This window comes from Phragmitibacter flavus (genome assembly GCF_005780165.1).
In the GTDB taxonomy this organism is placed as follows: Bacteria; Verrucomicrobiota; Verrucomicrobiia; order Verrucomicrobiales; family Verrucomicrobiaceae; genus Phragmitibacter; species Phragmitibacter flavus.
The window spans coordinates 301879-324682 of the sequence record NZ_VAUV01000004.1 but is presented as its reverse complement, the minus strand read 5'-3'; the positions used below and the strand labels follow the sequence as shown (position 1 = coordinate 324682).

The 22804-nt window shown below is 56.1% G+C and carries 22 protein-coding genes; 15 read left to right on the top strand and 7 right to left on the bottom strand.

The features are described from left to right. Positions 1–132 precede the first annotated feature (132 nt). Positions 133–447 (top strand): 50S ribosomal protein L21, encoded by a 315-nt coding sequence (gene rplU / locus FEM03_RS06525; protein WP_138085384.1) that lies wholly within the window; start codon positions 133–135, stop codon positions 445–447. A gap of 49 nt (positions 448–496) precedes the next feature. Next, entirely contained in the window at positions 497–757 is a 261-nt protein-coding gene (rpmA, locus tag FEM03_RS06520) for a 50S ribosomal protein L27 (protein ID WP_138085383.1), read from the top strand. 189 nt (positions 758–946) lie between these two features. Here rpmA and fmt read toward each other — a convergent pair whose 3' ends face one another. Further along, the gene (gene fmt, locus FEM03_RS06515) at positions 947–1888 is read right to left on the bottom strand and encodes a methionyl-tRNA formyltransferase (RefSeq protein WP_138085382.1); all 942 of its coding nucleotides are present in this window, start codon (positions 1886–1888) and stop codon (positions 947–949) included. 122 nt (positions 1889–2010) lie between these two features. Between fmt and rpsU the strand changes: the two genes are divergently transcribed. The 8 genes from rpsU to FEM03_RS06475 all read left to right on the top strand — a co-directional run bounded on the left by rpsU (position 2011) and on the right by FEM03_RS06475 (position 10441). Beyond that, positions 2011–2253, top strand: a complete 243-nt coding sequence (gene rpsU / locus FEM03_RS06510; protein ID WP_138085381.1) for a 30S ribosomal protein S21 — start codon at positions 2011–2013, stop codon at positions 2251–2253. Positions 2254–2485: 232 nt separating this feature from the next. Then, positions 2486–2812 carry a thioredoxin gene (gene trxA, locus FEM03_RS06505; RefSeq protein WP_138085380.1) on the top strand — a complete coding sequence of 109 codons (327 nt, stop codon included), beginning with the start codon at positions 2486–2488 and terminating at the stop codon, positions 2810–2812. A gap of 177 nt (positions 2813–2989) precedes the next feature. Further along, positions 2990–5479: an ATP-binding protein gene (locus FEM03_RS06500; RefSeq protein WP_138085379.1), complete on the top strand. Its 2490-nt coding sequence runs from the start codon at positions 2990–2992 to the stop codon at positions 5477–5479. A 24-nt stretch (positions 5480–5503) separates the two neighbouring features. Continuing rightward, positions 5504–6424, top strand: a complete 921-nt coding sequence (gene deoC / locus FEM03_RS06495; RefSeq protein WP_138085378.1) for a deoxyribose-phosphate aldolase — start codon at positions 5504–5506, stop codon at positions 6422–6424. A gap of 114 nt (positions 6425–6538) precedes the next feature. Continuing rightward, positions 6539–8026, top strand: a complete 1488-nt coding sequence (locus FEM03_RS06490; protein WP_138085377.1) for an aldehyde dehydrogenase family protein — start codon at positions 6539–6541, stop codon at positions 8024–8026. A gap of 20 nt (positions 8027–8046) precedes the next feature. Continuing rightward, positions 8047–8478 (top strand): GxxExxY protein, encoded by a 432-nt coding sequence (locus FEM03_RS06485; RefSeq protein ID WP_138085376.1) that lies wholly within the window; start codon positions 8047–8049, stop codon positions 8476–8478. A 19-nt stretch (positions 8479–8497) separates the two neighbouring features. Then, a complete protein-coding gene (locus FEM03_RS06480; protein ID WP_138085375.1) occupies positions 8498–9364 on the top strand; it encodes an aldehyde dehydrogenase family protein in 867 nt (288 codons plus the stop codon). A gap of 141 nt (positions 9365–9505) precedes the next feature. Continuing rightward, a complete protein-coding gene (locus FEM03_RS06475) occupies positions 9506–10441 on the top strand; it encodes a hypothetical protein (RefSeq protein WP_138085374.1) in 936 nt (311 codons plus the stop codon). 6 nt (positions 10442–10447) lie between these two features. Here the strand turns inward: FEM03_RS06475 and FEM03_RS06470 are convergent, their stop codons facing one another. Then, complete coding sequence (locus tag FEM03_RS06470; protein ID WP_138085373.1) at positions 10448–11134, bottom strand: dioxygenase family protein; 687 nt, start codon at positions 11132–11134, stop codon at positions 10448–10450. 155 nt (positions 11135–11289) lie between these two features. On the opposite strand from FEM03_RS06470, the gene FEM03_RS06465 reads away from it, so the two are divergent. The 5 genes from FEM03_RS06465 (at position 11290) to FEM03_RS06450 (ending at position 18662) form a co-directional block, all read left to right on the top strand. Further along, the gene (locus FEM03_RS06465; RefSeq protein ID WP_138085372.1) at positions 11290–14166 is read left to right on the top strand and encodes a valine--tRNA ligase; all 2877 of its coding nucleotides are present in this window, start codon (positions 11290–11292) and stop codon (positions 14164–14166) included. 6 nt (positions 14167–14172) lie between these two features. Continuing rightward, positions 14173–14400: a hypothetical protein gene (locus tag FEM03_RS06460; RefSeq protein WP_138085371.1), complete on the top strand. Its 228-nt coding sequence runs from the start codon at positions 14173–14175 to the stop codon at positions 14398–14400. Positions 14401–15608: 1208 nt separating this feature from the next. Then, positions 15609–15779 carry a hypothetical protein gene (locus tag FEM03_RS24315; RefSeq protein ID WP_166442677.1) on the top strand — a complete coding sequence of 57 codons (171 nt, stop codon included), beginning with the start codon at positions 15609–15611 and terminating at the stop codon, positions 15777–15779. Positions 15780–15834: 55 nt separating this feature from the next. Continuing rightward, positions 15835–16617: an ATP-grasp domain-containing protein gene (locus FEM03_RS06455; protein ID WP_138085370.1), complete on the top strand. Its 783-nt coding sequence runs from the start codon at positions 15835–15837 to the stop codon at positions 16615–16617. 209 nt (positions 16618–16826) lie between these two features. After that, entirely contained in the window at positions 16827–18662 is a 1836-nt protein-coding gene (locus FEM03_RS06450; protein ID WP_138085369.1) for a prenyltransferase/squalene oxidase repeat-containing protein, read from the top strand. A 30-nt stretch (positions 18663–18692) separates the two neighbouring features. Here the strand turns inward: FEM03_RS06450 and FEM03_RS06445 are convergent, their stop codons facing one another. From FEM03_RS06445 to FEM03_RS06425, 5 genes are all read right to left on the bottom strand, one after another. Then, complete coding sequence (locus tag FEM03_RS06445; RefSeq protein WP_138085368.1) at positions 18693–18905, bottom strand: hypothetical protein; 213 nt, start codon at positions 18903–18905, stop codon at positions 18693–18695. A gap of 9 nt (positions 18906–18914) precedes the next feature. Then, positions 18915–19535, bottom strand: a complete 621-nt coding sequence (locus tag FEM03_RS06440) for a redox-sensing transcriptional repressor Rex (RefSeq protein ID WP_138085367.1) — start codon at positions 19533–19535, stop codon at positions 18915–18917. 123 nt (positions 19536–19658) lie between these two features. Next, positions 19659–21047 (bottom strand): tetratricopeptide repeat protein, encoded by a 1389-nt coding sequence (locus tag FEM03_RS06435; RefSeq protein WP_138085366.1) that lies wholly within the window; start codon positions 21045–21047, stop codon positions 19659–19661. Between the two features lie 84 nt (positions 21048–21131). Then, positions 21132–21326 carry a hypothetical protein gene (locus FEM03_RS06430; RefSeq protein ID WP_138085365.1) on the bottom strand — a complete coding sequence of 65 codons (195 nt, stop codon included), beginning with the start codon at positions 21324–21326 and terminating at the stop codon, positions 21132–21134. A gap of 102 nt (positions 21327–21428) precedes the next feature. Further along, positions 21429–22757 carry a hypothetical protein gene (locus tag FEM03_RS06425; protein WP_138085364.1) on the bottom strand — a complete coding sequence of 443 codons (1329 nt, stop codon included), beginning with the start codon at positions 22755–22757 and terminating at the stop codon, positions 21429–21431. Positions 22758–22804 lie beyond the last annotated feature (47 nt).

Genomic DNA, 22804 nt, shown 5'->3' with positions numbered 1-22804 from the left:
TAGGTTTGCCTTCGGTTAAGCTGGGGCAGAGGCAATTATTTTAAAAATAGGTTGCTCTCCCCCAACACTGTGTCAGTTTACCGGCCCTTTCTTACCAAGGCAGGGCATCTTAACCGATCAATTTTTAGTCTTATGGCATACGCAGTCATCAAAACCGGCGGGAAACAATACAAAGTTTCCGTGGGCGAACATTTGGAAATCGAAAAGCTCGAAGGTGAGCAGGGTGCTTCTTTGACTTTTGACCAAGTTCTGGCAGCTGGCGAAGGCGACACCCTCAACATTGGCGCTCCTTTCATCAGTGGCGCGACCGTGGTGGCTGAAGTGTTGAAACAATTCCGCGCTCCTAAAGTGACCGCTTTCAAATTCAAACGCCGCAAAGGCTACCACAAGACCAAAGGTCACCGTCAGCAATTGACGCACATCCGAATCACCAGCATCAACGCCTAACCCGCAGCGCAAAGCAGCTACTGCACATATTTTTTAAGGAGATCTCCTCATGGCTCACAAAAAAGGACAAGGTTCCGTTAAAAACGGTCGCGACAGCCAAAGCAAACGCCTCGGCATCAAAAAATTCGGTTCTGAAATCGTCATCGCCGGCAACATCATTTGCCGTCAGCGTGGCACCAAATGGACCCCAGGCAAGAACGTCGGCCTCGGAAAAGACTTCACGATCTACTCCTTGGTGGACGGTCAGGTGCGTTTCGACAAAGGTGGACGTCGCATCAATGTGGACGCTGCTGAAGTGGTGACCGCTTAATTCTCTTTCGACTCGTTCGAGAAGACTCATTTTAGAAAAGGCCTGCTTGATGAAAGCGGGCTTTTTTTGTGTATGCGAGTCAGTGTGAAGGGGGTTGTGGAGACGCTGAAAGGACCGCGAAGTTTTACTTCGCTCTGAAGTTGGTGAGTTAAGCGAAGTGAAACTTCGCGGTCCCTTTCCGGAATTGCTTCAACTCAACACGTCACCGGCGCGCAAGCCTTGACCACGGACGAATTCGGCGGCGGGCATGCGTTTGCGGCCTTCAAGTTGCACTTCCCTGAGTTCTAGGACGCCGCTGCCGCAGGCCATGAGAAGATGACCGTCGGTGGAAAGGATGGTGCCGCCGATGGGGCAGGCGTCGCTGTGTTCGACGACGTGGGCACTGTGGATTTTCAAAGTGGCCTGAACGCCGTTTTTGGTCGGAATGAGACAATAAGTGCCGGGCCAGGGTTGATAAGCTCGGATGAGCCGCTCTAGTCGGAGGGCATCGAGCGACCAGTCGATTTTCCCGTGGGCGCGTTCGAGTTTGCGACTGTGGGTGGAGAGATCGTGGTCTTGGGCAATCTTCGGAGCGTTGCCACTGCTGATGAGTGCGAGGGCCTCGGCGAGGGCGGCTGGGGCCATGGCGGCGAGGCGGTCGTGCAAGCTACCTCCGGTGTCATCGGGCTGCAGCACGGTTTCGTGTTGAAGAAGAATGGGGCCCGTGTCGAGGCCTTCATCCATCCACATGATGGTGATGCCGGAGGCGAAATCTCCTTCGCGGATGGCGGCCTGGATGGGTGAGGCACCGCGATGCCGCGGCAGAAGAGAGGCATGGATGTTCAGGCAGGCCAACCGGGGGATGTTCAACACGCTCGCAGGCAGCAGTTGTCCATAGGCGACGACCACAAAAACATCGGCGTTGAGAGCTTTGAGGGCGTCGAGTTCGAGGCGGATCTTTTCGGGTTGGAGAACGGGGAGTCCGGCTTCGAGCGCGCGCACTTTGATTTGAGGCGGCGTGAGCACCAGTTTGCGTCCCACCGGTTTGTCGGGCTGGGTGACAACGGCCACCAGTTCGTGATCTTTGGAGGCGATGAGGGCTTCAAGGGAGGGAAGTCCGATGTCACCGGTGGCGAGAAAAACAAGACGCATGGATGGGAAAAGAAGGGAAACTGCAATTTTAGTTGACGAAGCCAATTGATGGGCAACTTTACCAGCCCAATTTTCAATTTTTCCTTTCGTTTCAAGCCCAACCAAAGTCAACCCAAGCCACCATGCCAGAGATTCAAGTCAAAAAAGGAGAGCCCGTCGACCGCGCCCTCAAACGCCTCAAAACCAAACTTGAGTCAGAAGGTATTCTTGAAGAAGTTCGTCGTCTGCGCGCTTTCGAGACCCCGGTTGAAAAAACCCGTCGCAAGGCCCGTGCTGCTGCCAAACGTGGTAAAATCCGTTTCCGTTTCTCGATGAACAAGCCTGCTGCCGGCGAAAGAGCCGAAGGCGGTGCTGAGATTGCCTAAGAAGGCCGGTCAAAGGCGTAACCGGCTTGTGCAGCTTGGCTGCTGAGCAGGTAACCTCATCCGAATCATTTCTAAAAAGTCACACAGCCCCGGGCTGTGTGGCTTTTTTTGTGCGGGGAATGGGGATGAACCCATGTCAATTCCGATGAAGAAGGGGCGAGGATTTTGGTTGATTCCGCACGTCCGGCTGCCACGGTGTCACGTAATCATTCTTCACAACTAGAAAGCATCTATGGCCAGCGAAAATCTCATTACCCTCACTGAAGAAAATTTTGCCGAGGAAGTCACGAACTCCACCATTCCTGTGGTGGTCGATTTTTGGGCCGAATGGTGCGGACCCTGTCGGATGCTTACCCCAATCCTTGAAGAGCTCGCCACCGAACAGGCGGGCAAGGTCAAGATCGCCAAGGTGAATGTCGACGAGGCTTCCAATCTTGCCGCCCAGTTCAATGTGCGTTCGATCCCGATGCTGGTGTTCTTTAAGGACGGTGTGCAGAAAGACACGATCGTGGGTGTGCAGTCGAAAGGTGCCATCCTGAGCAAAGTCCAGGCGCTGTAATTTAAGGCGCGGGACATATCGACTCAAAGACTGCCAGTCAGGTCGCTAAATTCAGATTTTAAAGGCGCGTGGATTCTTCACGCGCCTTTTCTTGTGTTTGGGTGAGTTTATGGGTAAACAGTCAGAACTGCGGGCGAGGTCAGTTCATTGCTCCAGGCCAACCATTCTTGATTACCCATGGAAATCACCCCGGAATCCTACGAGCTGCCAGGTTCATTTTATCTCGGTCGTGGCTACGACATCGAAACGAAAAAGCTTCAGGATGATCTGATCCTGTATGATTCAAAAGATCTGGTGACCCACGGCGTGGTTCTTGGAATGACAGGCTCCGGCAAGACGGGCCTGTGCATGGCGCTGCTTGAGGAAGCGGCGATGGACGGGATTCCGGTCATCGCAATCGATCCAAAAGGGGACATCGCCAACTTTCTGCTGCAGTTTCCCAATCTGAGCGCTGAGGAGTTCAAGCCATGGGTGAATGAGGAGGATGCCCGCAAGAAAGGCAAAACGGTGGACGAATTTGCCGCGGGACAGGCGGCGATGTGGAGCAAGGGATTGGGCGATTGGGGTCAGTCGGCGGAGCGGATTCGTAAGTTGCGCGACCGGATTGATGTCAATGTGTTCACGCCGGGCAGCAGTGCGGGCATTCCGGTGAGCATTGTGGCATCGCTGGATGCACCATCCGAAGAGGTGTTGGAAGATGCCGAAATTTTTCACGAGCGCGTGGAGAGCTGTGCGACGAGTTTGTTGAGTCTTGCCGGGGTGGATGGGGATCCGATGCAGTCGCCGGAGCACATCTTGCTGGCGAACATTTTTAGTGCGTGCTGGAGCAAAGGGCGCGGGGTGACTTTGGAGTCGCTGGTGCAGATGGTGCAGCAGCCGCCGTTCAACAAAATCGGGGTGGTGGCGGTGGATGAGTTTCTCTCGGAGAAGAAGCGCATCGAGCTGGCGATGAAGCTGAACAACCTGATTGCGTCGCCGAGTTTTTCGAGCTGGCTGGAAGGGGTGCCGCTGGACATGCAGCAGATGCTTTACACGCCCGAAGGCAAACCCCGGGTGAGCATTTTTTCCATCGCTCATTTGAGCGATGAGCAGCGCATGTTTTTTGTGAGCCTGCTGCTGAACCAGGTCTTGAGCTGGATGCGCGCACAGAGTGGCACGACCAGTTTGCGGGCCATTCTGTATATGGACGAGATTTTCGGCTATCTGCCGCCAACCGCGAATCCGCCGAGCAAGAAGCCAATGATGATTCTTTTGAAGCAGGCGCGTGCGTTCGGCTTGGGCGTTTTGCTGGCGACGCAGAACCCGGTGGATCTAGATTACAAGGCGCTGTCGAACATTGGCACCTGGTGGCTGGGTCGTTTGCAGACGGAACGCGACAAGATGCGCGTGCTGGATGGTCTGGAAGGGGCGGCAAGCAGTCAGAATGTGAGTTTCAAACGCGCGGACATCGAGCGATTGCTGGCGAACTTGGGCAGCCGGGTGTTTCTGATGAACAACGTGCATGAGGATGGTCCGGTGGTGTTCAGTGTGCGCTGGATCATGACTTATTTGAGGGGCCCGCTGAGCCGCAATCAGATCAAAGAGGTGATGGATCCGAAGCGGGATCAGTTCAAGTTCGCCAAAGCCAAGGCGTCGAGTGGGGCGGCGAAATCGACGCGCAGGAGGAAGTCGAAGGTGGTAGCGGACGAAGTCGAGGTTGATGAAGAAGACGCGGCGTTTCTGCCACCGGGGACCCGTTCCGAAGATGAGGAAGAAATCGCAGCGGGCGGTGCGGCATTCCGGCCAAAGCTACCAGCTTCAGCCGTGGAGTATTTTCTTCCGACCGACTCACGCAGGGTAACTTATCGACCGGCGTTGTTGCGCTCGGCGACCGTTCTCTTCATTGATGAAAAGAAGAAGATCAATTCGCGGGTCAATGTGACCGTGGCGAATCCCATTGATACGGCAGATGCGAAGATCGACTGGGACACGTCTGTGGAGTTGAATCGCGAAACCGAACTGGCAAAACTGGACAAAGATCCGGTAGAGGATGCGAGTTTTGAAACGCTGCCGAATGCGTTGTTGAAAGATCAGGTCTACAAGGCGCAATCGCGTCCATTTGTGGATTGGGTTTATGCAAACTACCAGGCGGAGGTGACTTATAGCCCGCTGTTGAATGCCTACTCGAATTTTGGAGAAGCAGCGAATGATTTCCGGATTCGCGTGTCGCAGACGGCACGGGAGTTGAGGGATCAGGCGGTGGAGGAGTTGCGCACGAAGATGGGCAAGCAGGTGGAGGCATTAAAAACCAAATACACGCGCGCGATGCAGAAAGTGGAGACGCAGAAGTCACAGGCAAGCAGCGCGCGCTGGTCGACCGTTATGACGGTCGGGGCGACGGTGCTGGGATCGCTGTTTGGTCGCAAAAGTCGAGGGGGATTGGTGAGTGCGACCACGATGAACAAGGTGGGCAGTGCCTGGCGTGAGTCGAAGGATGTGGGCAGTGCGGAAGAAGAGGCAGCCCAGCTCGAAGAACAAATCCGGGCGTTGGACAAACAGTTTAGCGAGGAGAAACAAAAGATCATTGATACCTATGACACCAACACGCTGGTGCTGGAGACGGCCAAGTTGGTGCCACTGAAGAAGAACATCACGGTCGATGCCGTGGGAATTCTCTGGGTGGGTTAAGTGATCAATTCCATTTCCACTCCGATGACTGCGATTCAAAAACTGCTGAGTGAAGTTGGCACGGTCGACGCGGTGGGCGTGGAGGAACGGGTGGCGAAGTTCACGACGCGGAGTCTGAAGAAAGGAGCAAAGTTATTCGGGTTGAATCTGGCGGTGACGATGATCGATCTCACCACGCTGGAAGGAAAAGACACCCCCGGGAAGGTGGAGTCATTGTGTCGCAAAGCTTTGCGACCGATGGATCGGGAGGATGTTCCTGCGACGGCAGCGGTGTGTGTGTATCCATCGATGGTGAGGCACGCGAAGAAAATCGTGAGCGGAACGTCGGTAAAGGTGGCATCGGTGGCGACGGCGTTTCCGTCGGGTCAGGCACCGCTCAAGACAAGGTTGGAGGAGGTGAGGACGGCGGTGGAGGATGGGGCGGATGAGATTGACATGGTGATCAATCGTGGCGCGTTTTTGTGTGGAGAGCTGGACCTGGTGCAGGATGAGATTGGCAAAGTGCGTGAGGCTTGCGGAGCGGCAACGTTGAAGGTGATTTTGGAGACGAGCGAGCTGGAGACTTATGACAACATCCGCGCGGCAAGTTTCCTGGCGATGCGGGTTTTGCGTGATGGCGATTTTATCAAGACCAGCACGGGCAAGACCTCAGCGAATGCGACCTTGGGAAACAATCAGGTGATGATTGAGGCGATCCGTGATTTCTATCTGGCAACCGGCGTGGAGATTGCGATGAAACCGGCGGGGGGGATTCGTTCAGCGAAACAGGCGCTGCAGTTTTTGGTGGCGGTGAAAGAGACGCTCGGCGATGCGTGGCTGAGCAACACGAGGTATCGTTTTGGGGCGTCGTCGTTGTTGAATGATTTGTTGAGGCAGCTTGAGGCGCAGAGAACGGGAGCGTATCAGGCACCCTATGCGTTTAGTGATGCGACGGAGGGTTACTGAAGAAAACCACAGATGGACACAGATAAACACAGATATGAGGGAATGATGAAGTTAGTAGAAACTCATCTGTGTGTATCTGTGTCCATCTGTGGTTGATTGTATTTGTTTATTCTTATGTCCACTGCGACCAAATCCAAAACTAAGGGTGCTCGTGAACTGATCTTTGGTAATTTATGGGAGTATGATCCGGCGCCAGAAACGGCGAGCCCGAAGTTACAGGAGAGTTATGATTTGTTCATTGGTGGCAAGTCTGTTAAACCGCGTTCCAAACAATATTTTGATTCCATCAATCCGGCGACGGGGTTGAAACTGGCTTCGATTGCGCAGGCGGATGCGCGGGATGTGGATGAGGCTTGTGAAGCGGCGCAAGGGGCTTATGACAAGACATGGAGCAAGCTCGCTGCGGCGGAGCGGGGAAAGTATCTCTATCGCATCGCGAGGTTGTTGCAGGATCGGTCGCGGGAGTTTGCGGTGGCGGAAACGATGGATGGGGGAAAGCCGATCAAGGAATCGCGGGACTTTGATGTGCCGATGGCGGCGGCGCATTTTTTTTATCATGCGGGTTGGACGGACAAGCTGGAGTATCTGGCGCCAGGAAGAAAGGTGACGCCGCATGGTGTTGTCGGACAGGTCATTCCTTGGAATTTCCCCTTGTTGATGCTGGCATGGAAGATCGCTCCGGCATTGGCGGCGGGAAATTGTGTGGTGATCAAGCCGGCGGAGACAACAAGCATCACCGCAATGAAGTTTGCCACGCTTTTGCAGGAGGCGGAATTACCGCCCGGGGTGGTGAACATCGTCAGCGGATTTGGCGATGCGGGGTCGGCGATCATGACGCACAAGTTGACGAAGAAGGTGGCATTTACCGGGTCGACCGAGGTGGGCAAGGGGATCATGAAGTCGCTGGCGGCGACGGACAAAAAAATGACGATGGAGTTGGGTGGCAAGGGGGCGAATATCGTTTTGGATGATGCGCCGTTGGATCAGGCGGTGGAGGGGATTGTGAACGGGATCTTTTTTAATCAGGGGCACGTCTGTTGCGCGGGATCGCGTTTACTGGTGCAGGAGGGCGTCGCAGAGGTGGTGGTGGAAAAGTTGAAGCGGAGACTGGCGACGTTGCGGGTGGGAGATCCGATGGACAAGAACACCGATGTGGGAGCGATCAATTCGAGTGAGCAACTGGAGAGGATCAAAGCGTTAGTGGAAAGTGGAGTGGAAGAAGGGGCAGGGATGTATCAGCCAGAGTGTGCGCTTCCGGAGCAGGGGTTTTATTTCAAGCCGACTTTGCTGACGGGAGTGACACAGAGTCATCGGGTCGCGAACGAGGAGATCTTTGGGCCGGTCTTGAGTGTGTTGACGTTTCGAACGGTGGATGAGGCGGTGGAGAAAGCGAACAATTCGAGTTATGGTTTGTCGGCGGGGGTGTGGACGGACAAAGGTTCGAAAATATTGAAGCTGGCCTCGGAGCTGAAAGCTGGGGTGGTGTGGGCGAATACGTATAACAAGTTCGATCCGGGATCGCCGTTTGGTGGGTATAAGGAGAGCGGGTTCGGCAGAGAGGGCGGGAAACAAGGGTTGTTGGACTATTTGGTGGTTGGGTGAGTGAATTTTTTCAACCACAGATGGACACAGATAAACACAGATTTAATGACGGTGAGCACAAGGAGTTGACGCATCTGATCATTGGTTGTGCATTTGAGGTGTTGAATGAGATGGGGCACGGGTTGCATGAGAAACCCTATGAGAGGGCGATGATCGTGGAGTTGAGGTTGAAGGAGGCGGCCATTGATCAGCAGCGAAAATTTGATTTGATCTACAAGGGTTTCACCGTGGGGGAGTTTATCCCTGACCTGATTGTAGATAACTCTGTGGTGGTAGACACCACGGTAATTGATCGCATCACCAACCACGAACGAGGGCAGATGTTGAATTACCTGCGCATTACCAAGTTACGGGTGGGTTTGATCATTAATTTCTACAAACCCAAACTGGAGTGGGAGCGAGTCATGTTAACCCTCTCTTATCTGTGTTTATCTGTGTCCATCTGTGGTTAAAAATTCGCCAAACTTTTCTATGTCCCGTTTACCTATTACCAAAACGCCGAAGTGTTATGTCGGTGGAGCTTTTATTCGTTCGGAGAGCGGGCGGGTGTTTCCATTGCATGACAAGGAGGGGGGATTTATCGCCAACATCCCGCAGTGCACGCGCAAGGATCTGCGCAATGCGGTGGAGGCGGCGGCGAAGGCGGGTCCTGGATGGGCGAAACGCAGTGGCTACAATCGGGGGCAGATCTTGTATCGGCTTGCGGAGATGATGGAGGCGAGATCAGGGGAACTGGCGGCGGCGATTGCGTTGGATGGATCGTCGCTCGAGCTGGCGAAGGAAGAGGTGCAGGTGTCGATTGATCGGATCGTTTATTATGCGGGTTGGACGGACAAGTATGAGCAGGTGTTGGGCAGTGTGAATCCGGTCGCTTCATCGCACTTCAATTTCACCGTGACGGAGCCGACCGGGGTAGTGGGGATCATTGCGCCGGATGAATCGCCGTTGCTGGCGTTGGTGTCCCTGGTAGTGCCAATGATCGTCAGTGGCAATACGGCGGTGGCTTTGGCTTCGTCAGCACGGCCTTATCCGGCGATTGTGTTGGGGGAAATGCTGGCGACGAGCGATCTACCCGGCGGGGTGGTGAATCTGTTGACGGGTTTCCGACCTGAGTTGATTCCGACGTTTGCCATGCATGAGCACTTGCGGGTGTTGAGCGGGGCGGTGATCGCGACGGAACGTGAGGCCATACGCATGGGAGCGGCGGAAAGTGTGAAGCGGGTGTTTTTGAAGAAGGCTGAAGAGGGGATTGATTGGGGGGATGTGGGGATGCAATCGGTGGATGCGATCCGTCAGGGGATTGAGTTCAAGACGGTGTGGCATCCGGTGGGGGCATGAGGTGATGGGCATTGTTTTTTAGGGAGCTGACAAGAAAAACCTGTCCAAACTTATTTGGCGAATCTAGCATGCAAATGAATCGGCCTATTCAGTCAGCACGAGTGTTTGTTGAGAGGGTCATAGTTTTCCGCATCGATTTTTATGAAGGTTCCAACCATCATCTTTGCCGGCCTTGTTTTGGCTGCGTCATTCGAAGTTAGGGCGCAAAGTCCTGAATGGGACGCTGGTCCCAAGCCGAATCCTCATCTGGACGTTGCCACTTTTCGCTGGTGGTCACCGCCTGAAACGAAAACGTTGCGGGGTGTGTTGGTGATCATTCCGGGTCGCAACGGGGATGCGCGGAACAGTGTGGCGGATGCGGAATGGCAGGCGTTTGCGGCTCGCACAGGCTTTGCGCTGGTGGGTTGCCAGCTTCAGCAGGATCCCGGTGGCAAATATCAAGGCGATCCAGACGGGTCGACGGCCAAGGTCCTTAATGAAGCGGTGAATGCGCTGGCTGCGGCCAATGGGCATGCTTATTTGAAAGATCCTCCACTGGCGTTTTGGGGAACGTCGGCGGGGTCCAACACGGCGGAGCGATACAGTCAGTTCCACCATAAGCGCGTGGTGGCCATTGCGTCGATCAAAGGCACGTGGGGTCCGGGGAGCTGGATGCGTGAGAAGGCGGACATTCCCTGGCTGGTTTGCGTGGGCAAAACGGACAAGCCAGATTGGGTGGATACCGCCGTGAAGTATTTTGAAGAAGGCAAGTCCAATCGGGCGGCCTGGACACTGGCTTTGCATCCGACGGAGGGGCATTCGACCGGCAACACCAAACCTCTGGCGATCGCGTTTCTGCAGGATGTGATCGCGTTGCGTCTGCCTGCGTCCGGCGGTGGGTTGGGATTTGGTAGTGCGGCCAGATCGGGATCAGGATCGGGCCTGCAGAAGATGTCGCTCGCGGATGGTTGGTTGGGTGATCCTGAAACTTTTGAAACGAATGCGATGGGCAGTTTTCATGGCAAGAAACGGGATGCCACCTGGCTTCCCGGTGAAGCGACGGCCAAAGCCTGGGTGCAGTATTTGAAAGGGTCGTGAGGTGGTTTACTCGGCGGGGGTTTGGCCGAGGACGATGTTAAAGCTGGCGAGCAGTTCGCCGGTTTTGGATTCGGGTTTGGGAAAGAAATCGACGGTCACGGAATCGCGCTGGGCTTTGTCGAGGCGTTTCCAAATGCCGTCGCGTTCGTTCTGGGCAACCCCTTTGACGTAGCATTGGGTGGTGAGAAGTTCCTTGTCCGCAGCACTTTTGACTTTGATATGAATGTGCGGGGTGCGGCCGGTGTAGGGGACGGGTTTGATGGTGCGAAAGAGATATTCGCCGTTTTTGTTGGTTTGGAATTTGCCGTAGCCCTGGAAGTTTTTGTCCTGCGGGGCGGTGCCGCCGCCGCTGCGGCTGTGGAGGTAGACGCCGTTGTTGTCGCACTGCCAGATTTCAACGAGGGCGTTGTTGATGGGCTGGCCTTTTTCGTTGAGGACGCGGCCGCTGAGCCAGGTGATTTCACCGATGGCGGGGGTGGTGGAATCTTTGAGGATGACGAGGTCGTTGTCGGTATCGAGCGGCAGTTTGTCGGGATAAAAGGGGCCCTCGGTTTGACGCGGGGTCAGGGTGAGGGCCTCAGCAAAGGCACCGGGGGTGGTGAAGAAGGCGGTGCCGAGGGCGAGTCGGGATAGGAACCGGCGACGATTCAAGGCAGCGCGGAGAAGGGAGGAGGCGAACGGGTGATGGTTCATGGTGATGAATCGTTAAACGCGCGGGAGGGGAGGAAGTTGCGTGGAGTGATGGAAGGTTCATGGGGGCGGTGTGAAACTTCGCGGGAGCCGGATCGTGACGGAAGGTTGAGGGGTTTGCTTTTTGTGGAGATTGAGTGCATGTTGGCGGCCCTTTTATGCCTGAGCTAAGCAAAACTTACACACCCGCCGAGGCGGAGGAACGCTGGTATCTACGCTGGCTTGATGACAAGTGCTTTGAAGCGGATCCAGCGAGGGTCAGTGAGAAGCGTCCGGCTTATTCGATCGTGATTCCGCCGCCTAATGTGACGGGAATTCTCACTTTGGGGCATGTGCTGAACAACACGATTCAGGACATTTTGTCGCGTCGGGCGCGGATGCTGGGCAAGGAGGTGCTTTGGCTGCCGGGGACGGATCATGCGGGAATTGCGACGCAGAACGTGGTGGAGAAGAACCTCAAAAAACTGGGGGAGATCAAACATCGCGATGATTTGGGTCGGGAGAAACTGGTGGAGAAGATTTGGGAATGGAAGAACGACAAGGGCGGGATCATCATCCAGCAGTTGAAAAAACTGGGGGCGTCCTGCGACTGGAGTCGGGAGCGGTTCACGATGGATGAGGAGTATTCCCGTGGAGTGCAGAAGGTGTTTGTGGACCTGTATAAAAAAGGTCTGATTTATCGTGGCAAACGCATGGTGAACTGGTGTCCGGCTTCGTTGACGGCGATCAGTGATGAAGAGGTGGAGATGCGTGAGCAGCGGGGATTCCTGTATTATTTTAAAGTGGAGGTGGTGGAGGAGCCGGGGACGTTTTTGACGATTGCGACCACACGGCCGGAGACGATTCCAGGGGATACGGCGATTGCGGTGAATCCGAAGGATCCGCGTTATGCGCAGTTGATTGGGAAGCATGTGCGGCGGCTGTTGCCGTTGGAGAATCAGGCAGCGATTCCGATTGTGGGTGATGAGCATGTGGATTTTGAATTCGGCACGGGGGTGTTGAAGGTGACGCCGGCGCATGACAAGAACGATTTTGAGATTGGTCTCCGGCATGGGTTGGAGGTGATCGACATCATGCATCCGAATGGCGTGATGAATGAGCTTGCGGGCATGGACCTCGCGGGGATGGAGCGGTTTGAGGCGCGCAAGAAGGCGGTGGAGATGCTGCGTGAGTTGGGGTCGCTCGACAAGGAAGAGCCGTATCAGAACAAGGTGGGGTATTCGGAGCGTGGCGGGGTGCCGATCGAGCCGCGATTGAGCGAGCAGTGGTTTTTGAAGTATCCGAGTCAGGAGGCGTCGCGTGAGGTGGTGGCGAAGGGCGAGATGAAGTTTTATCCGGATCGCTGGGCGAAGGTTTACGACCATTGGATGGGCAATTTGCAGGACTGGTGCATTTCGCGTCAGTTGTGGTGGGGGCATCGGGTGCCGGTGTGGTCGAAGAGGATCGTGCTGAAGCCGGCTGAGACGGCTGCCGAGTTGTTTGCGTGGAGCGGTCTGGATTGGACGCCGGAAGGTCATGCCAAGGCAGGTCGTGTGGTGCGGGTGATTCGGGAGAGTGATCGCGAGGAGGTGTCGCATCCAAGCTTTGGTTTTGAAACGAAGGGCGGGGTGGAAGAGGAGCAGGCGTTCACCTTGTTTGTGGCGACGACCGAGGAGGATCAGGCGATCCATCTGGAGCATCATGGTTTTGTGCAGGATGCGGATGTGCTGGACACGTGGTTCAGTTCCTGGTTGTGGCCGTTTGCGACGATGGGTTGGGAGATGGAATCCGCCAAGGAGGATGCAACTCCTACTTTGAAGGCGTTTTATCCGACGACGGATTTGGTGACGGGTCCGGACATCATCTTTTTCTGGGTGGCCCGGATGATCATGGCGGGGTATGAATACATGGGCGAGATGCCTTTCAAAAACGTGTATTACACGGGGATCATCCGCGACAAGCAGGGTCGCAAGATGTCGAAGTCGCTGGGCAATTCGCCTGATCCGCTGGATTTGATCGCGAACTTTGGGGCGGATGCGCTGCGGTTTGGGATCATGCGCAGTGCGCCGCTGGGGCAGGACATTCTGTTTGATGAGAAGAATGTGGAGCTGGGTCGGAATTTTTGCACGAAGCTGTGGAACGCGGCGCGCTTCCGTCAGATGCAGGGCGGGGAGATGGAGGGCGAGATCAACAGCGCGTTGTTGTCGAGCGACGACAAGTGGATCTTGTTGCGCTTGAACGCGGCGATTCGCGAAGTGACGCTGGCGCTGGAGGAGTATCGTTTTAGCGACGCGACGCAGACGCTTTACCGGTTCTTCTGGAGCGAGTATTGCGACTGGTATGTGGAGGCGAGCAAGGCGGTGTTGCAGGGATCGGATGCGAAGCGCAAGGCGAACACGTTGTCGGTGATCGATCATGTGCTTGGGCAGACTTTGCGGTTGTTTCATCCGTTCATGCCGTTCATCACGGAAGAGCTTTGGCATGGGATGGGGTTTGCCGAAGACATGCCGGAAGAGCAGGGCGGCAGGAGCATCATGTTTGCGCCGTGGCCGAAGCCGTTTGATGAGGATGAGCTGGCACACATGGGGTTGTTGCCGGAAGACGAGCAGATTGCGGCGAACAAGTATGAGGTGGTGAACCTTGGGCGTGGTTTGAAGAGCAGCTTCAACATCAACAAGAAGGTGCGTTTTGTGCTGAAGCCGTCGGTGGATCTGGCGGCGCATGATGTGGAGGTGCTGCGGATTTTGTTGAACGCGGAGCCGCTGGACGTGGATCCGAAGTTCGAGCCAGGCAAAGGCACGCCGGTGGCGATCACGACGATGGGAGAGCTGTTTTTGCCGCTGGAGGGGCTGATCGATGCGTCGGCGGAGCGTGAACGTTTGACGAAGGAGCTCGCCAAAGTGGAGAGCGAACTGGCGAAGGTGCAGGCGAAGCTGGCGGATGAAAATTTTGCCGCGAAGGTGCCGGCGAAGGTGCTGGAGGAGCATCGTCAGCGTGAGACCGACTGGCTGGAGAAGAAAGCGAAGCTGGTGGGGATGCTGGAGGCGTTGAGCTGACGGTATATGCGGTTCCCTTTTGAGATCATTGACAAGCCGTTGCAGGTGAGGCTGCGGTTATGTCAGGGTTGTGAGGATGTGACATTGCATGGAAAACCGGCGGTGCGACATTGGCTGCACTTTGGACTGACGTTGATGACGGGATTGTGGTTGATCGTGTGGATCATTGTGGCGGTTCAAGGGGGTGATCGGTTGCAGACTTGTTTGAAGTGCGGGCGTCGGGAGTTTCGCTGATGGTGGGTGGGTGGTCTGCCGGACAACGGAGAAGGTGCTGAATTTGACGAGGTAAGGGTTGGTCCTACGAGTTGGGGATTCCGGTAGAGAGATGGATGAATGGGGAAAGGGCTTGCCAGCACGCGCCATCGACCAAGCCCTCAACAATCGGCCTTCCACAAAATCAAAAACTGGGCAAGTTTTTCCGTGCATACGCACTGCGCGGCAGCTAAAATTGATAAGCGTAAACCGACGAGTCGTGATGCTTTACGACTTGTCGAAGAATAACTGTTCGGCAGAAAGAAGACAATGCATCCAATGGAACTATTCACAGACGATGGCACCTTGTCTGGAAGAGGTTATGTCACCGGAGAAGCGGGATCTCGGCAGGGTAGGTTTATGTGTGAGGCAGAACCTAGGGGTATCGCTGTGCTGGCCGGTCCATTGGCAATTCGGCTAGATGAGTCCATCCTTCGAATCAGGCCACTAGATCACCGACTTGGAGGTTTTTGGGGACTTGAGCTTTCGTTTGAAGAACTCCCGGTTGCCAAAGATCACAAAGCCGAGCAAGACGTCACTCCTAACGCCTGACCCGCCTTCAGTTCCAGCCGTCATGATCGCTACAACCTCAACCCGCAATCGAAGCCTCGCCCCCGGTCAGGCGTAGGAGGACTCGACGTTAGCCATGATAACTATACGACTTTTCGCTCTTCTCACGCTTCTTCTCGCGGTCCCAATCGCGCTGTTGAAGCTACCTTGGCTCCCAGCAACTATTCTGGAATTTTGCGACGCTCTACGAGAACTCGGAGCTAGTGGAACTCCTGATTACATGGCTGATAGGAATGCAAGATTTCTACGGCTGATTCTTGCGTTACTTCTCTATGCGTCGGGAGTCTGGGCTGTTTTGGGGCTATGTGGGACACTATTCGCGACATGTAAAGCATGCCTCTTCCAAAAGGTCAGTTGGATATGTGTAATTATCGTTGGAGTAAGCCTTCCGTTTTTCGACTCATCCAGAATTGGACCACAGACAGAGCCTTTTTACGTTTTCGCAGTTACTCAGCTTCCGGTCATAGTTGCGCTAACTGCTCTGATTGGTCTTATACTGTCGTTACGCTATTCCAGAATTCAGATGCAGGTCAACGATAGAGTCGAGTAAACCTTCAGTCGCTAAAGCCTTTTTCAGTTCCTCACGCTTGACGTTCGGCTTTAATTAACCAACACCGACAATGACTCCACAGAAACCGCCTAATTTATCAGCCATTCCCGGTCTTGCCATCATTGGATTGCTGATTACTGGAATCCTCGGTTGTATGCATGCCTTCCTTTTTGCATCCGGTATCGGTCTGATTGCTGCGGCGATTGCCTTTGGCGCTCTCTTCTTTGTGTCATTCCGGTGATCAAATCCGGTCAGGCGTGGGAGGAATCGACATTCGGCAAACCAACCGTATCCCAATGAGACTCATCTATCCAGCAGACACGTTTAGCCCGAAGGTAGCCGATGAGGTCTATGCAGACGAGTTTGCTGCGGCACAGGCGGAAGGGTTTCCCGTTTCCATTTTCAGTTTCGAGGACTTCCAAGGTGGGACGTTTCGGCCACGGCCTGCGATTCAGAGCGGAGAGACAGTTTTGTATCGAGGCTGGATGCTGACTCCCACAGAATACACTCGGCTGTTCGAGGCCATTGTCGCTGCTGGCGGCACTCTCGTTACGGACGTTGCCGCATACACCCTTTGCCATCACTTGCCTTGTTGGTATCCGCTTTTGACGGAGTTCACCGCAGAGACGATGATTTTTTCGGAGACGGACGACGTCGCTGCAGCACTGGCAGCCCACGGTTGGGACAGTTGCTTTTTGAAGGACTATGTGAAGTCTCTTTCTACCGATGGCGGCTCCGTGGTTCGAGACCTTTCGGTAATTCCCGCCGTCATTGCCAAAATGTCGAAGTATCGTGGGCAGATTGAGGGTGGTTTGTGTGCCAGACGCTTTGAGGAATATGATACTTCCACTGAGCGGCGCTACTTTGTTTGGCAGGGACTGGTTCACTCGGACGCAGGTGAGGTGCCGCAGATTGTCACTGAAGCAGCCAACAGGGTAGCGAGTCCATTTTTTACGGTTGATGTGGCGCTTCGTTGTGATGGCGTCTGGCGAGTCATCGAGCTTGGAGACGGGCAGGTTTCCGACCGGAAGCACTGGAGTAGCCACAGCTTGATTCGTATGCTTACTTTACCCGAATGAACTGCAGGGATACACCACCAAGGCCGAACAAAGTGCGGTTGCACAACCGCTGGGGTTGCTCTGTCGGCCATGTTTTACGTAGCTTTAACCCGTCATCCAGTCTCAATGCTCACTCCCGCAAGGGTGAGAGGTGAAATTGGGGGCTGAGGTTGTGGGGATCAGGCGAAGTAAAACTTCGCGGTCCTTTTGAGTTGGGCTAGGGTCTTGGGATGCTGGATCAGGCGATTTTTAATACCCGTGAACATCTTCTATCGCTGCGCAATGAGGCGGGGTTTTGGGAGGGGGAACTGGCAAGCAGTGCATTGGCGACGGCAACGGCGGTGGTGGCGCTTTCATTGGTCGATGAGGAATCGCACGATGCGGTGATTCGAAGTGGAGTGGACTGGTTGATGAAGTTTCAGAACGAGGATGGGGGATGGGGGGACACGACGTTGAGCGGGAGCAATTTGTCGACGACGTTGTTGTGTTGGTCGGCGTTGCAGTTGGTGATGAAGAACCGGTTGGGGCTGTGTGGGGAGACGTTGGTGAGTCAGCCGGTGAGGCCGTTGGGGCCGACGATTGCGCGGGGGAGTGCTTGGATTGAAGGGCGGGTGGGGTCGTTGGAGCCGGGGGAGATCCAGAGGGCGGTGGTGGCTCGGTATGGGAAGGACAAGACGTTTTCGGTGCCGATTTTGATGTTGTGTGCGATTGGTGGGACGCTGGGAAGAGATGGCTGGAGGATGGTGTTGCCGTTGCCGTTTGAGCTGGCGGCACTGCCAAGGACCTGGTTTGGGGCAGTGGGGTTGCCGGTGGTGAGTTATGCGTTGCCAGCGTTGATTGCGATCGGCTATGCGCGGCATGTGAACGCGCCGTTTGCGTGGTGGAATCCGTTGCGATGGTTGCGGTCGGTTTTGTGGCGGCGGGTGGGGCCGATGTTGAAGGAATTGCAGCCGGAAACGGGGGGTTATTTGGAGGCGACGCCGTTGACGAGTTTTGTGACGATGGCGCTGGCTTCAGCGGGTCAGAAGAAGCATGCGTGTGTGCCGGAGGCGGTGCGGTTTTTGGTCGGGTCGCAGAGGGCGGATGGAAGTTGGCCAATTGATACCAATCTTGCGACGTGGGGAACGACGCTGGCGGTGAAGTCGATGGGAGAGGGGGATGAGAGGGTGAAAGATTGGTTGTTGGGGCAGCAGTATGAGGTGGTGCATCCGTTTACGAATGCGGCCCCGGGAGGATGGGCTTGGACGGATTTGCCGGGGGGGGTGCCGGATGCGGATGATACGCCGGGGGCGTTGGTGGCGCTTTGGGAGCTGGCGGGGTCGGATGAGGTGAGGCGCGGGATGTTGCCGAAGGTGGAGGCGGCGGTGGGATGGTTGCTGGATCTGCAGAATCGGGATGGTGGAATGCCGACCTTTTGCCGGGGTTGGGGGGCCTTGCCGTTTGATCGTAGCACGCCGGAGCTGACCTCGCATGCGTTGTGGGCGTGGGGTTTGTGGGGCGGGATGTTGTCTGAGAAGTTGAGAGAGCGGGTGGGAAGGGCGACGGATCGGGCGTGGGAGTATTTGCAGAGGGAGCAGCGGGCGGATGGGTCGTGGGTGCCGTTGTGGTTTGGCAATGAGCACGCGCCGGAGGAGGAGAATCCGGTGCATGGGACGGCGATGGTGCTGCAGGGGGCGGGTGCGGGTCGGGTGGAGCTGAGCGCGGAGAGCATGGCGGTATTGCGTCGCGGGGCGGAGTTTCTTCTGGCGGCTCAGGGGGCGGATGGAGGATGGGGCGGCGCGAAGGGCGTGGTGACTTCGATTGAAGAGACGGCGAATGCGGTGATGGCGTTAGTGACGGTTGGTGAGACGGGTGAGGCGGTGGAGCGCGGGGCGCGGTGGTTGGTGCAGAACACCGAGGGGGGGACGGTTTTTCCGGCGGCACCGATTGGGCTGTATTTTGCGCGTTTGTGGTATCACGAGCGGTTGTATCCGGTCGTGTGGACGATGGGGGCGCTGCGGGCGGTGGCTCCGGGTTCTCTGCAAGATGCCGAGAACGACACGCAGGATGCGTGTGCTCCCCACTGAAGCGGACAAGAGTGTCCGCGTTTCTTGGGGTTAGAGGTCGGTGCTGTCGTCGGTGCGTTCGAGTTTGCCGACTTTCTTTTTGATGAGTTCGAGCTGGACGGTCATTTCATGGATGGCCTTGAGGCATTCGCCGGTGGTGGTTTCATCGTCCAAGGCACGCAGGGCGGGATGGATTTTCATGAATTGAAGGGCGATGTTTTTGGCGGCTTCACGGATTTGGGCGATGGCGGCTGGGCGGTCCATAAGGAGGAATTAACGGATGAAATAGCTGAGGTTCTCAAGTTCGACGGCGAGGTCGACGTTGTTGACGATGACGCTTTTGGGGACTTCGAGAATGACGGGGGAGAAATTCAGGACGGCCTGGATGCCGGCTTCAACCATGCCGTTGACGACTTCCTGGGCGTGCTGGGCAGGGACGGTAAGGATGGCCATTTTGATTTGATGCTGACGGATGTAGCCGGTGAGGCGATGGGCGTCGAGCAACGGAATCTTGGGATCGTGCAGGCGTTTGGGATCGGGTTTGGCGTCGAACGCGGCGACGATTTCGAATCCTTCTTTCTGAAATCCACTGTAGCGCAGCAGGGCGGAACCGAGGTTGCCGACGCCGATGAGGATGACGGGCTGGAGTCGGGAACTGCCGAGAACTTCACTGATGGCGCTGCTGAGAGCGGCGACGTTGTAGCCGAGGCCGCGGGTGCCGAACTGGCCGAAGTAGGTGAGGTCTTTGCGCAGTTGGGTGGATTTGACGCCGGCGGCTTTGGCAAGAGCGTCGGACGAGACGGTGTCGATATGGTTGTCTTTGAGTTGTTGGAGACAACGCTGGTAGATCGACAGGCGGTAAACGGTTTTGCGCGGGATCTCGGTTTTGTGCACTTGTGAAAATTCACAAGATTTTGTTGTTTGTAAAGAAGAGAAAAGTTTTTGGTGCCGTGCGGGCACGAAAAAGCGGCTGATGCAGTGCACCAGCCGCTGAACAAAAGCTTTTAATGATGTAACTTAACCGGCGGCGTAGGAGGATTCAACGCGGGCGGCGACGTCGAGGTAGCCGTAGTCGTTGTTGTAGATTTCCTTCATGCAGTTGAGGTATTCGGTGGCGTTGCCGACTTTTTCGTAAACGAGGCCGAGGGAGTAGAGGAGGTTCTTCTTCTCGTTGTTAAACGCAGGGATCTCTTTGACGGCTTCGAGCATGGCGCCGATGGCAAGGTCGTTCATGTTGAGGGCGGCAAAACATTTGCCGAGCATGAGGAGAGCCTTGTTGCGGATGTGCGGGTTGCTTTTGGCCTGCTGAAGCTCAGGGATGGCTTCGCGGAACATTTCGCCCTGATAAAGGACGGCGGCATAGTCGAAGCGGTATTGTTTGTCGGTCGGGTTGCGGTCGACTTTGCTTTTGGCTTCGGCAAGGAGGGAGGCGATACGGTCGCGTTTGATGGCGAGGATGTTGGCACGCTTTTCTTCGATGTCAGGAGCATCAGGGTTGCTGTCGATTTCGGTCTGCAGGGCCTGGATCTGGATGTCGGCGACGCGGTTGCGGACTTGATCGACGCGGGCCTGGAGGGTGACGTCGCCAGGGTTAAGCTGGACAGCCCATTCATAGTAGCTGAGCGCGTGTTCGTGGTGCTCCATCTTGTCGTAGAGGTCGGCAATGCGTTTGACGACAACGACGTTGTTTTGGTCTTTTTCGTATTCTTCGAAGAGCTGGGCGAGAAGGGCTTCCATCTGCTCGGGGGTCATGCCCTGACGGTTGAGCATTTCGAGCTGCTGGGCCTCTTTGGAGTCCTTCATCGCGCTCTTCATGCCACCTTCCTGCTGCCAGCCCTGGCGCATCATGGAAGTTTTCGCGGCGGAATCTTTTTCGCCTTTGATGGCGTCCATGTCGGACGGGGTGACCTTCAGGATGCTGCGGTAGACGTCGCTGGCTTTTTCGGGAACTTCGTGGGCCATGTAGTGCTGGGCAAGCACGTGCATGTTGCGGGTGTTGGTGGGGTGGCCTTCGCGGATGGTTTCGAGGGCGAACGCGGCCAGATCGGTCTGGTTCAGGCGCATCGCGTGATCGTAGAGGGCCTGGTTGGCGTTGATGTTGTAGGGATCTTTTTGGAAGACCGCCTCTTCGAGTTCAGCAATGGCACCCCAAGGGTCTTTTTTGCCGCCGGTGGGTAGTTTGAATCCGCCCAGACTGAGACCGCCGCCGAAGAGGCCTTTTTTCTGGGTGCGCATTTTTTCGCCTTCGGCACGACGCAGAACTTTGCGGCCTTCGAGGAATTCAGGCGACTGTTTGACGACGGAGAGGATCAGACTGATGGCGTAGTCGTAGTTCTTAAGCTGGAGGGCACTGACGCCTTTGAGCCAGAGGTTTTTCTGTTGCTGGGCTAGTTCGGATTCGGTCATGGAAAGAAAAACGGCTGGTAGGTTTCTACGAGTGGATGGGTAGGGTGGGGATGGGTGTGGAGAGGAGTTTGATTGAACGTCAGATCAGAGGTTGGCGGGCGCCTGGGGGGCGGGCACGCTCTGCGGTTGCGCCATGATGAGGGCGCTGACGTTGCGCCATTCCGTTTTGAAACCGTCGCGGAATCCGTTCCAGGCAAAGCCATGCTCGAAGGCCACCATCCAAGAGTAGGTGGCGAGCAGGAAGGTGGAGATCCACAAAAGTCGTGTAAACAGGCGCATAATCGCAGAAAATAAATTGTAAGGGGAAAAGCGCAACGTCGTCCAGCATGGAGTTGCGTTGATCGGGCGTGTTTTGTGCGAAAAAGAGCACTCGCACGCCGTTTAGGCGGTTTTGCAGGGGACGATGACGGCGTCGCGCATGCCGTGGAGGATCTTTTTGTCGGCGGGAACGGCAGTGGCGAGGATGCCGCCGAGGGAGGTGGATTGCTGATCTGGGGAGACGAAGTAGTAGGGGCAGAGTCGGACGCGACCTTGCAGATTGGCGGGCTGGTTGGTGGCGTCGTTCCACATGGGATGGGCGATGACGCGGGCGCGGGTGAAGCGTTGCAGGACGTGGGGGGTTTGCGGAAAACGGGCGAGGGCATCGTCGATGGCGGCGCTCCATTCGGTGCCGGAGAGGTCGTGGCCGATGCTGACACCGCGGCTGCCCCAGGCGGTTTCGGCGAAGCCGCTGATTTTGAGGACGAGTTCGCGTTCCTTGTTGCCGAATTTTTTGAGTTCGTTCCAGGACTGGATGCCGAGCTGGGGCCATTCGGCGTGGAGTGGTAGTTGGACGGGATCAAAAACCCAGCCGTAGGGGATGCATTCCTGGAGCAGGGTTAGGTGGGCGGGGGTGAGGTGGGTGGACCACCAATCGCGCAATGCAGGTGACCAGAAGAGAGCGAGCCAGAGTTTTTCTTCGAGGTAAGGTTTGAGAGGCGGGGTGAAGTGGAGTTCGCCACTTCGGGCCATTTGGAGGAGGGCGGGGCTGTGTTCGACGTGGTCGAGGTCCCAGAGCTCAAAGAAGCGGTAGAGGTCGGCTCCGGCGACTTCGTGGGGTTCGATTTCCCAGGGGTTGAGGACACGGCGTTCGCTGCCTTCCAGTTGATTGAGTTGTTCGGCGAGCCATGCCATTTCGGGCTGGTAGCCGATGGATTCGCGCGAGATGAGGAAGTCGTGACCGGGGAAGGCGCGGCTGAAACCTTCGATCATGCCATCGGGGCCGCCGATGATGTTTTCTTCGCCGAGGTCGGTGTAGGTCTGGCCTAGCCAGCCGGTGAGGCCAATGCCGCCGGGGAGGGAGTCGAGTTCGGCGATGCTGACGCCGGTTTCGGAGAGGATGAGGTCGGGTCGGATGACGCGCGGGAGGGCGTTGCGCCAGAGGGGATCGCGGCCGAGTTTGATGAGGGACGCGGGTTTGCCTTGGTCGAGAAGTTGGGTGACCCAGGCGTGGGTGCCGCCATCGGTGCCGTCGAGGTAGAGGTCGTTGCAGGCGCGTTGGAAGGCGAGGGTGGCGTCGCCGAGGTCTTCGATTTTTTGCAGAAGCTCGGGTTGGATGGGGAACGCTTCGGGGGAGGTCACCCATTCTTTGCCCTCGAACATGCCGCCTTCAGGCATGGCGTTGCGGATGGCGGTAATGCGTTGTTGGGCGTCGTAGGACGGGGTGGGCATGAGCGGAAAGTGACGGGACTGTCTGATTTTCTACGCATGTCCGCTGA